Source organism: uncultured Gimesia sp. (assembly GCF_963972345.1).
In the GTDB taxonomy this organism is placed as follows: Bacteria; Planctomycetota; Planctomycetia; order Planctomycetales; family Planctomycetaceae; genus Gimesia.
On record NZ_CAXAVM010000222.1, the window covers coordinates 1 to 11,017 of the forward strand.

7 protein-coding genes are annotated in these 11,017 nt (G+C 50.9%); 3 read left to right on the forward strand and 4 right to left on the reverse strand.

Annotated features, from left to right (window positions below):
* A partial coding sequence (locus AACZ40_RS24985; protein WP_339676282.1) for a twin-arginine translocation signal domain-containing protein occupies nucleotides 1-234 on the reverse strand: 234 nt, incomplete at its 3' end.
* Nucleotides 235-562: 328 nt separating this feature from the next.
* Between AACZ40_RS24985 and AACZ40_RS24990 the strand changes: the two genes are divergently transcribed.
* The 3 genes from AACZ40_RS24990 to AACZ40_RS25000 all read left to right on the forward strand — a co-directional run bounded on the left by AACZ40_RS24990 (nucleotide 563) and on the right by AACZ40_RS25000 (nucleotide 5,708).
* On the forward strand, nucleotides 563-1,450 hold the full coding sequence (locus tag AACZ40_RS24990) for a bifunctional riboflavin kinase/FAD synthetase (protein WP_291179016.1): 888 nt from the start codon (nucleotides 563-565) through the stop codon (nucleotides 1,448-1,450).
* A gap of 72 nt (nucleotides 1,451-1,522) precedes the next feature.
* On the forward strand, nucleotides 1,523-2,521 hold the full coding sequence (locus AACZ40_RS24995) for a bifunctional oligoribonuclease/PAP phosphatase NrnA (RefSeq protein WP_291179019.1): 999 nt from the start codon (nucleotides 1,523-1,525) through the stop codon (nucleotides 2,519-2,521).
* A gap of 133 nt (nucleotides 2,522-2,654) precedes the next feature.
* Entirely contained in the window at nucleotides 2,655-5,708 is a 3,054-nt protein-coding gene (locus AACZ40_RS25000) for a PVC-type heme-binding CxxCH protein (protein ID WP_291179021.1), read from the forward strand.
* 18 nt (nucleotides 5,709-5,726) lie between these two features.
* Here the strand turns inward: AACZ40_RS25000 and AACZ40_RS25005 are convergent, their stop codons facing one another.
* The 3 genes from AACZ40_RS25005 to AACZ40_RS25015 form a co-directional block, all read right to left on the reverse strand.
* On the reverse strand, nucleotides 5,727-8,801 hold the full coding sequence (locus tag AACZ40_RS25005; RefSeq protein WP_291179024.1) for a M56 family metallopeptidase: 3,075 nt from the start codon (nucleotides 8,799-8,801) through the stop codon (nucleotides 5,727-5,729).
* The gene (locus AACZ40_RS25010; protein ID WP_291179027.1) at nucleotides 8,798-9,244 is read right to left on the reverse strand and encodes a BlaI/MecI/CopY family transcriptional regulator; all 447 of its coding nucleotides are present in this window, start codon (nucleotides 9,242-9,244) and stop codon (nucleotides 8,798-8,800) included. Before AACZ40_RS25010 ends, AACZ40_RS25005 begins: the two co-directional genes overlap by 4 nt.
* A gap of 303 nt (nucleotides 9,245-9,547) precedes the next feature.
* Nucleotides 9,548-11,017, reverse strand: a 1,470-nt coding sequence (locus AACZ40_RS25015) for a cytochrome b N-terminal domain-containing protein (RefSeq protein ID WP_339676289.1), incomplete at its 5' end; no start/stop codon positions are given.

The following is an 11,017-nucleotide window of genomic DNA, read 5'->3' on the forward strand; positions in this document are numbered from 1 at the left end:
AGCGACGGCGACCAGCTCGATGTTCATGCCATCTTTTTTGAGCTGAACCAGCTTTTTGACATGGGCACCAAATCCACGTCCCCCCGGGCCGATAAATGCGATGCGAATTGCTTCATTACTGTTGCCGGCTCCGAAGGCGGGGGCGGAAGCCAGGCCGGCGATCGTGCTGGCAGCGACGGCCGTCGTTCCTGAGGTTTTCAGGAAATCTCTGCGATTGATGGGGCTTTGATCCATTTCGTTATCTCCAGTGATATAATAAAGTGTGACTGTTACTGGATGGTATCAATGATCGGTGATACCAAATGCGTTTCAGGTTTGCAGGCGCGTACCTTTAAGCGCTCAGGGGGGAAGGAGAAGGAAACTGCTTTCCCTACGTTTGATAGTAGCAATATTGTGGGCCTAATGGTACTTAACACTCTATTTTTTCCGGATTGTTGCCGATTCAACCGGTACAGCCAGAATGGGTGTCGGCTGGAGCGTTTTTCTAAATAAAGACAATAAATTGTTGGGTTAAGTGGTGTTAATACGTGGAATAGCAGGTTTTGACGGGTGTCAGGGGGGCATGGTCTCAATTGGTAACTTTGATGGGGTACATCGAGGACACCAGTTGATGATTCAGACATTGGTTCAGCATGCCCGGACACACAAAGTACCCGCCATTGTTTTCACCTTTGATCCGCATCCGATTCATCTGCTGCGGCCCGAATTTGCGCCTCCCGAGTTGATGACGATTGAGCAACGCGCGGAGGTTCTGCAAGAACTGGGTGTGGATTGTGTGATCGCTTATCCCACCGATCATGCTTTATTGAATCTGACAGCGGAGGAGTTTTTTCAACAGGTCCTCTGTGATCAGCTGCAGGCCAGAGGCATGGTGGAAGGCCCCAATTTTTACTTTGGCAAAGATCGTGCAGGAGACGTCGCTTTATTAGGTCAACTGTGTGAGCGGGCGGGAATGTTTTTCGAAGTCGTTGAACCGACCATTTGCGGGTCGCGGATGATCTCCTCTTCCGAGGTTCGCAAGTCGATTCAAAACGGTGATATCACAGAAGCGACCAGTATGCTGGGACGTCTGTATCAGATTACGGGAACAGTCGGTCATGGTGCTGAGCGGGGACGCCTGCTGGGTTTTCCGACTGCGAATCTCACCGACATCAAAACTCTGATTCCCGCTGGCGGCGTATATAGCGGGGTCGGCACGATCGCGGGTAAGCAGTATCCGGCCGCCATACATATTGGAGGAAATCCCACATTTCAGCATGATGAAGCCAAGGTTGAGGTGCATCTGATTGGTTTCTCAGGAGATATTTACGGGCAGGCGCTGCAGGTTCAGTTTCTGGAGCAGTTGCGGGGAACTCAAACATTTACCGATGCAGACGCGCTGAAAACGCAACTCCTGATTGATGTTGAATCAGCAAAAAAACTGGCCTGTCAATGGATAGATTTACAATAATGCGCTAAGATGGCCTGCTGATTAAGTGATGTCGTTCACGGGAAGCAGGAAAACACAGAGCAGGAAAAATGAATGAGTACAATTAACTGGGCCCCCCTCTGTGAGCTGATTCATTCCCATCAGAAATTTTTGCTCTCCTGTCATGTTCGACCTGATGCAGATGCGCTTGGGTCGGAACTGGCGTTGGCCTGTTTCCTGCGAGAACTGGGAAAAGATGTGCGGATTATCAATCCTTCGGCACATCCCCGGAGTATGGATTTTCTCGTACAGGAACACGAAGTCCGCTATGTGGGAGATGGTGTTTCTACATCAGAATTTGAATGGGCTGAAGTGCACATCGTGCTCGATACCAGCGCCTGGTCTCAGCTGCCTGGTCTGGCCAATTTCTATCGAAAAACAGACTCAAAAAAAGTCATCATCGATCACCATGTCAGCTCAGATTCGCTGGGAGCGGATGAATACAAAGATGTGACTTCCCCGGCTACGGGATGCCTGGTCTACGATCTGGGATGTGCCCTGAACTGCAGTCTGAATCCAGAGATCGCCACACTGCTGTATGCCGCAATCGCTACAGATACGGGCTGGTTTCGATTTCCCTCTACTACCGCCTACACCATGCAGATTATTGGGGAGCTGATCAAGGCGGGGGCCGAACCACATCAGATCTATGAGCTGCTGTATGAACAGAACAACTTGCCTCAATTAAAACTGATGGGACGGGTACTGGGACAGGTTCAGACAGACTTTGATGGTCTGCTGGCTTATACCGTCGTCAGTTGTGAAGACTTCAGCGCGACAGGCACCACGCCCGTCGATACGGAAGGCCTCGTTAATTATTGTCTGACACTTGCCGGAACTCAGGCGGCATTTATTGCTGTAGAGCAGCGGAGTCGGCAGGTGAAAATCAGCTTTCGCAGTCGCACGGCATGGGATGTTTCTAAAGTTGCCGAATCATTTGGAGGTGGTGGACACCGCCAGGCCTCCGGTGCGATGTTGAACGGTCCCCTCACCTCGGCTGTGACAAAGGTGCTCGGGAAATTTCGTGAGATGTTTGACACGCTCGAAAAATAAAGTGCTTCCCTGCACTCTCGGTTTTTTTGTGGAAACTATTTTCCCGATTTGATTGCTCTTGGTCTGAGCCTGCTATAGCATAAGTGATATCTATTTCTATCCGGCTGTCCATTTAAGACTCAGAGGGTGATCGATGCGCTTTCACGACCAACTCCGTTTTTTGATTTGCCTGTTGGCCTGTTACTCAGTTCTGAATTTATCAGACAATTTCTCCTTCGCCGAGAGCCCGATCAGGAATACCCAGGATCCCAAAGACATCGCCACTTCGCCGGAACAGACGGTGAAAAATATGACAGTCCCCGATGGCTTCAAGGTGACGGTCTTTGCGAGTGAACCTGATGTGCATCAACCGATTGGATTTGAGATTGATGATCGCGGACGACTCTGGGTGGCTGAATGTTTCACCTACGAGCGTGGTACCTATGACGATCAGTACCAGGACCGTATTGTCATTCTGGAAGATACTGACGGTGATGGCAAAATGGACCAGCGAAAAATCTTCTGGCAGGGACCGGGGCCATTAACCAGTGTGACCGTTGGTTCCAATGGCGTCTGGGCCTTGTGTCGGGGAGAATTGCGGTATTTCGAAGACAAAAACCATGATGATATTCCCGATGGTAAACCACAGGTTCTGCTGGAAGGCTGGAACTATAAAACAGTCCGACACAACATCGTGAGTGGTCTCACCTGGGGACCTGATGGCTGGCTCTATGGACGGCATGGCATCACAGATTCCTCGCTCGTTGGTACACCTGAAACAGTGCCTGCAAACCGTACGGTGATCCATTGTGGCATCTGGCGGTATCACCCTGTCACTCACAAAATTGAAGAAGTCAGTTCCGGCACGACTAATCCCTGGGGCTTTGACTATGACGAATACGGTCAGATGTTTTTCACGAATAATGTGAATGGCCACCTGTGGCATATGATTCCCGGTTCTCATTACATCCGGATGTCAGGACACGGCAGCGATCCCAATCCCTATGTCTATGAGCTGATGACAAAGTGTGCAGACCACGATCACTGGGACAGCTCATCAGGAAAATGGACGGATTCCCGGGATACTTCCGGCGTTCACGGGAAACTGGGAGGGGGGCACAGTCATTGTGGTGGCATGATCTACCTGGGCGACAGCTGGCCCGAGGAATATCGCAATTCCCTGTTCCTGTGTAACACACACGGGCATCGTGTGAATAACGATGCGCTGGAACGCGAAGGTTCCGGTTATGTTGGCACGCACCGTCCCGATTTTCTGTTGACCGGTTCAGACTGGTTTCGCGGGACCGAATTAAAATATGGTCCCGATGGCAGTGTGTATCTCACTGACTGGGCTGACCTGGGAGAATGCCACGACCATGATGGCGTACATCGCACCAGTGGCCGGATCTACAAAATCTCATATGGAGATGTGCCTCAACCTGAAAAGCTGGATCTGAATCAACTGTCTGACAGTGAACTGGTCATGTTGCAGTTGCATCCGAATGACTGGTATGTCCGACATGCTCGCCGGATATTGACGGAACGGGCAGGAACGGCGGCGAACTGGAGTCAGTCAAAAGCAGAATTGTTAAACATTTATCAAACGTCCAAAGAGGTTTCGCGACGGCTGCGTGCCCTGTGGACCCTTTATTGTACGAATCAGTTAAATGACAGCTGGCTGGTGAAACAGCTGAATGATCCCAGTGAGCATGTTCGCATCTGGGCGATTCGTTTTCTGGTCGATGACGATAAAGTTCCCGCTGAAGCAGTGAAGCAGTTTGCTCACCTGGCACGTACTGATTCTTCCGGTCTGGTACGACTTTATCTGGCGGCGGCAATGCAGTCGCTGGCACCGCAGGACAGCTGGGAAATCGCTGCTGCTCTCGATCAGAATCATGAGAATACAGAAGACCGTAATTTTACGCTGATGCTCTGGTATGGAATCGAACCAGCGGTCATGCCTGACAGTAAATCCGCCTTAAAGTTTCTCGCGAATGCCACAAGACCCCTGGTGCGTCAACTGGTGGCACGTCGCCTGACGGAAGACATTGATCAGCATCCCGAGTACGTGGCACAGCTGATTCAACAGGCAATCGATACCCAAGACATCGCAAAACAGCAGGATCTGTTAGCCGGGATTCAGGCGGCTTTACAGGGGCGATTAAAAGCAGAGGCACCAGAAAACTGGCAGACATTGAAAGAGGCAACTGCTAAGACGGATTCCAAAGAACTGCAGGATCAGATTACAGAGTTATCGGTTGTGTTTGGTGATGGACAGACCATGGATGTGCTCAAGCAGATCGCCGTCGATTCAGAGCAGTCGATGAAAAGCCGTTACCAGGCATTGGAAACCTTGTTGAACAGTTCTCAGGACAAGGATCTGCTGTCTGTCATTCAGAAGTCAGTGTATACAACTGAGCTGCAGCCTCTAGCATTTCGGGGATTGTCACGTTTTTATGATCCACAGACAATCCAACGTATGCTGGGCCGCTATCGCAGTATTAAACATGAGGGCCGCCAGGTTCTGCTTGATACCGTCTGCAGCCGCAAGGAGTATGTTCTGCTGCTGCTGACCGCTATTGATAATAAACAAGTGCCCCAGGAAGATATTTCGGCATTTCATGTGCGTCAGTTACGCAATTTCCGGGACAAGGAAGTGGTTGAGAAACTGAATCAGGTCTGGGGTCAGGCACGCGAGACGCCCGAAAAGAAACGGGCACAGATTGAAAATTACAAAGCCTTACTGACGGCGGAACGACTGGGAAAAGCAGATCGGATTCAAGGTCGTGCGCTTTACGAAAAAACCTGTGCGAAATGTCATCGCCTGTTTGGAACGGGAGGAAAGATTGGCCCTGATCTGACAGGAGCCAATCGGGCTAACATGGATTATCTGCTGGAAAACATGGTGGACCCCTCTGCCCTGATTCCCAAAGGTTACGAAATGGTGGTGGTCGCGCTTACCGATGGTCGTGTCCTGAATGGGAATGTTGTCCGAAAAACGGACAAGCAGTTAAGCTTACAGACACAGAATGAATTGCTCGTACTTGATCGACAGCAGATTGAAGAGATGACATCGTCTAATTTGTCCCTGATGCCGGAAGGTCAGCTGGATCAACTGACGGAAGAGCAACTGGCGAATCTGATCGCTTACCTGGCTGGTAATACACAGGTGAAACCACCGGTCGCATCCGCAGCAGCCGGTAAATAGTCAGCGTCTGGATAAGTCTTATTGTTTCGCATTCAGAACACTTTCAATTTCCCGGCTGAACAATGTAAATTGAAGTTGATTCATCATTTCAATGATTTCAGTTTGAGTTGCATTCTCGGCAGGCGGCCATTTCACGCCACTTTCTTCTGCCAGGGTTTTCATGAAAACTGCGCGATCCCCCGGGGTTTTGATATCGCTTCGGAATGCGATCTGGCCTTCCGGATTGATGACAATCAGTGATGGATATCCCTGGATTCCATATTTCTTGCCTGTCACATTATCCAGAATGGAAGTGCCCCGTTCAATTCCCGTGGGGATCGTCCACTGCTCGCTCTGTAGCAGTTTTTTGATCTGACTCATTTCTCCATCCGCAGTGTGGATCCCCAGAAAGACGACATCCTGCTCTTTGTATTTCCGGGCGAGTCGTTTCTGCGCGGGAATGGAAGCGACGCAGCCAGCGTAGCTGAGACCCCAGAAATGAAGTACCACCACCTGACCGCGAAAGTCAGAGAGTTTGCGGGTTTGTCCATCTGACCATTCCGCGATTTCCCATTCTGGAGCTTGCTGACCGACGGCCAGCGGTTTCTGTTTTTCTACCTTGGATGAGGTTGAGGGGACGGACTCATTGACATGAATTGTCACTTCTGTATTTTCAGACTGGTTTTTACTGACCACAAGATTGGTCTCTTTGATTTTCGTACCCCAGCGGACAGAGAGTTGAATCACGCCACTCGGCAGGTTTTTTAAGATGGCTTTCCCTGTGGAATCTGTCCGGGTGATCTGTCGTCTCAATGCGTAATCGTTAACGGGTTCCAGTATTGCTCCCTGCAGGGGCTGTTTCTGTTCATCGAGAACAAGGACTGGAATGGAGTGTCCCGGCTGAAGCGTTAGTGTTTTAAAGTCGATAGGGGTAAAGTCCTTTTGAGCGTACACGGTTTCTGAATCCGTACCGGCAAATCCGTCTTTTGTCAGCATGACCGAAAACCGCTGATTTTGAAAAACCTGGTTATCAAATATCGGCAGTTTAATAGAGAATGTCCCTTCATCAGTGGTCTGGGTTTCTTCTCCCGTTTCGCCACTGCCTCCTCCCTTTAAGCCTCCGATCACTCCGACCCGCACATCAGCGAGTGGATTCCCCTTCTCGTCCACGACTCGACCGGTCAGCCTTTGATTGCCAATCGGTTTCGCAGCTTCGGTCTGAAAGGTGAGTAAAGGGACGCCGTCGTTTAGTGTGACGGTTGCTTTGCTGACTATGGCTTTCTTTCCAGAGGCGTCGGTCATTTCTGTTTTTTCAGTATCGGGAATCTGTTTCAGCGAGACGACTCGTGTATTGTTGAAGCCAGATTCCACAATCAGTTCGGCTGTCATATTGACGAGTGTCAAAATAGTTTTGCCACTCGTTCCCACTTGTGTCAGTTTGCCGTGGCCTGACTGATCCAGATTGCTCACCGAACTGGCATTTGCATTCTGAAATGAGACTGGTTCCCCCTTCAGCCAGGCGGCCCGTTTCGCGTCGTCTTCCACTTCCTGAATGGAAGCCCTGAATTGAATCGGCTGGTCCTTGAGATGCGCGGTCAGGGACTTCAATTGCTGTTCGTTGAGCTTGCCTTTCCAGTGAATATTCCAGATGGGGCCCGTTTGGGCTTTGATATTGTGTTCCAGCACGGGATTTTCAGTCGTCGTGACTAACGCTTGCGTGCATTCTTCAGGCAGGAGCCAGTATCCCGGTTTTAATGTCGGGAACCAGAGTTGGACATTTCCTAAAGGGACTTCAATGCGATACTGCCCTTTGTCATTTGTAATCCCCTTTCTTTCTCTCTGGTTAACATCTGGTTCGGAGGCGACAAACAACCGGATTTCTGCGTTCGAAACCGGTTCACCCGTCTGCGTATCGCGAACTGTGCCTGTGATGAAATATTGTTCTGCTGGTTTGCTCTCGGGACGCTGTTCTTGTCTGTTGGAGACCGCCGGACTTTTTTGATTATCCTCAGCCTGTTCCTCTGTCTGCGCGGCATCACTCAAACCTGTAACGAGGAAAATGAGTAATACGCAAATCGCAAGAGCGGATCGAGGGCGACTCTCCCGACTCGGATGTGTCAGCTGTCTGATTCGCGTGCGTAGTGCCGATCGTTTGCCGGCCATGGGAAGTGCCGCGATCGGCCTTTGTGAGTACTGCGAAAGCTGTATTAACAATTCACCATAATGGTGACGGGTCTGTTCATCAAAAGAGGCTACCGTTGCTGCATCCACGGCCAGTTCGATTTCACGGCGCAGCCGACCGGCGATCAGGTAGACGAGTGGATTGAACCAGTGCACCGTGATGGCAATCCTGCTGAGGAACAGCAGCAAGGCATCATGACGCCGAATATGTTCCAGTTCATGAGTGACGATTGTGCGTCGGGATTGCTGATCGAAGTCCTCCCACAGCTTGCGTGGCAGCAAAATCGTGGGACGCCAGAATCCACAAGAGGACGGACCCAATTCTGCGTCAGTCACAAAACAGCGAACCTCTATCCAGCGTCTGTCCTGTGTATGCCTGGTTTTGATCAGTTCGAGAAGTGTTGCATCTTGAAGCGGTTTACTGTTGGCGATGAGGCGTGACAGCATCCAGCGGGTACCGATCCATCTGATAAGTACAACACAACATCCCAGGAACCAGATGCCGGTGATGAGAGCGAAGATTGGGATGCTGACGCTGGTTTCCAGTTCTGGCTTTGTTTTATCAGGAATGTTTGATACCCGGTTATCAGGCTCTATCTTCACGTGATCCCTGTCAGGCAGGTTTGACAGCAGGGAACCGGCGTTCGTGCTCAGACCAGTGTTACTGATTTCCGTCGCAGGAGAAACGACCACCTGTGGGACGCTGCTATTTTCGAAGTACAGTAACTGAAATAGACTCAATCCGCTGACAGGGACCGTTAACAATACCAGACGCGCGAGGGGAACGGCCCAGAGCAGCGTTCGCCATTTAGGGGCGATCCAGCGCTGCAGCAACGAAGTGACACAGAATACCAGACACGCCAGCACGCACGCTTGCCAGGTGGCTTTCCAGATAAGTTCCCAGAACGCGGTAAAATCAGATGCGAAGTTCATTGTTTTGCCCTCCGGCTGGAAGCTGACTTTCTAGATTGTTGACGGACCTTTGGATGCGACTTCTTGGCGAGGCGTTCTTCCAGGCTTTGCTTGAGCTCGGCAATTTCATCGCTCGTGAGTGTTTCATTCTCAACAAAATGCAGCAGGAGCGACTGCAGATCTCCGGCGAAGAAACGTTCAGAAAAGGAACGGGCTGCCGAGCGGACACATTCATTCCGGGTGACTGCTGCTCGATAAAGATGACGTGAACCTTCAACTCGTACGTTAACAGCCCCCTTTTCGACCAGTCGCGCGAGTAGAGTTCTGATGGTGCGATGACTGCGTTTACGTACTGATTCGACGCGGGCGATGATTTCGCCGGGGGTCTGGTCTACCGCTTCCCAGACACTGAGCATCACTTCCCATTCTGCCTCTGTGATTTGTAATTCTGCACGCTGGCTCATGGTTTCTCCTGCGACTACGTTTGTAGTAACTGTGTTGTTTATAGTTACCACGGTTGTAGTAATTCTGCAAGAAAAAAATCTTGAGAATTTTCGAAGGGGGTAGCCCTGGCGCATCTGGTATCATTTGATTAATGCCCTGATAGCCCGATTCCGCAGAGAGAATCAGGCTAAATTTTCGGGGCAGGCTCGTTGAGAATCAGGAATAGAACTCAACACTCTTGCGAAGAAAAGCAGTTTACTGGTGCCAGCTTATGTCGCTTCACACCAGGTGATCAGGAATCTTAGCCAATGCTGTTGAGCGAATTATTTTTCCTGTTCCGGGCGCTGCCATTCTCCGCGCATCCATTTGACGAGCAGGTTCAGATCATGCTTGGAGAGTTTAGATTCTTCGAAGGAAGGCATGATGTTTTTGTCGCCGTAGAAGCGTTCGGCTCCTGGTTTGCGGATGAAATCGGTCAGCCACTTTTCTGAGCCGTATCCGTTGAAGTCAGGCGCCGCCCCGCCCCCTTCTTCTTCCGGGTCACCCGCTTTCATGGCATGGCATTGGGCACAGTATCCGTAAAAATCGACGACTTTGCCTGATTTGTCTTTGAAGTCAATGCCGCTGAAGACCGAAACGCCGCGTTTCACTGTCTCTTCGCTGAGAGGTTTGAAGTCCCTGTGGTTTGCTTCGCGGGCCACCAGAGCGGCGACAGCTTCGATATCATCCTTGGTGAGAATTCCTTCAGGGCCGACATAGCTGTCAGCCCAGTCGTTCATGTCACCGTTCAGAATGGCATCGCCGCCTTTCATCGCCCCGACATGTCCGAAAAATTTGGGGGAGCGAGGGTTCATCAGAAATTCGGTCAGCCATTTGGTGGTCGCGAAACCAGCCAGGTCGGAAGCCCGGGGGGTTGCTTTCACTCTTTTGCCATCCTTCAATTCCATGATATATTGCCCTGTGCCGTCATGACCATTCCAGGTATGGCAGATACCGCAGTGTCTCGCGAAAATCAGGGGACCCATTGATTTGGGATCATTTCTGAGCAGGGAATCGGGACCTTCCGGGGGAACGCCATTCTTGCTGGCCAGCCAGGAAGCCCGGGCTGCGTAGGCGATTTCCTGCGAACGCTTGAGCGCATAGTCAGGAGCATTGCGTTCCATCTGAATGCCATACCAGCTGATTCCAGATATAATGAGCAGGCCGCCCACATAAACGAAGATTGCGAGTCGCTGTCCCCACTTTTCGCCAAAGACTTTTTCATAAAAAGGAACCAGGAACAGGACTGCCAGAATCACACCTGGCAGCACAGCGGTGACCAGAACTTCCAGCTCTTTGGGTACGAGGTGCCGCAATTCAAACAAAAACCGGACAAACCATTCGGGACGCGCCACGTAGGGGATGTAGCTGTCTGCGGGGGCTTCCAGTTTGATCTCGCTGGCAGGCAAGTCGGCTTCCCAGCCATCGTGCCCGACCGAGACGTGCTGATTTTTTAAAGCGGGATAAACGATCAGCTGGATGATGATGATGCCCATCAGGATCAGGGTCAAAACCAGTGTGCGTGTGGTTTGATAAGGCCAGTAAGGTTGAGTGATTTCATCTTTGACCGGGTCGTCTTCATCCAACTGAAAGTCGATTTCCGGATCGTCGGCAGCTTCTCTGATTTTCGCTGTTCGCAGACGTTCGCGGCGAATGAGGGCCATGTGGAACGTAAACAGCAACAGGGCGATGACGGGCAGGACAATCACATGGATTGTATAAAGACGCGTTAAAGTCAGGTTGCCGAATTCACT

What these genes read in the sequence shown, in the direction of transcription:
- AACZ40_RS24990 (WP_291179016.1), top strand. Translation starts at nt 563, where the DNA reads ATGGTCTCAATTGGTAACTTTGATGGGGTACATCGAGGACACCAGTTG.
- AACZ40_RS24995 (WP_291179019.1), top strand. Translation starts at nt 1,523, where the DNA reads ATGAGTACAATTAACTGGGCCCCCCTCTGTGAGCTGATTCATTCCCAT.
- AACZ40_RS25000 (WP_291179021.1), top strand. Translation starts at nt 2,655, where the DNA reads ATGCGCTTTCACGACCAACTCCGTTTTTTGATTTGCCTGTTGGCCTGT.
- AACZ40_RS25005 (WP_291179024.1), bottom strand. Translation starts at nt 8,801, where the DNA reads ATGAACTTCGCATCTGATTTTACCGCGTTCTGGGAACTTATCTGGAAA.
- AACZ40_RS25010 (WP_291179027.1), bottom strand. Translation starts at nt 9,244, where the DNA reads ATGAGCCAGCGTGCAGAATTACAAATCACAGAGGCAGAATGGGAAGTG.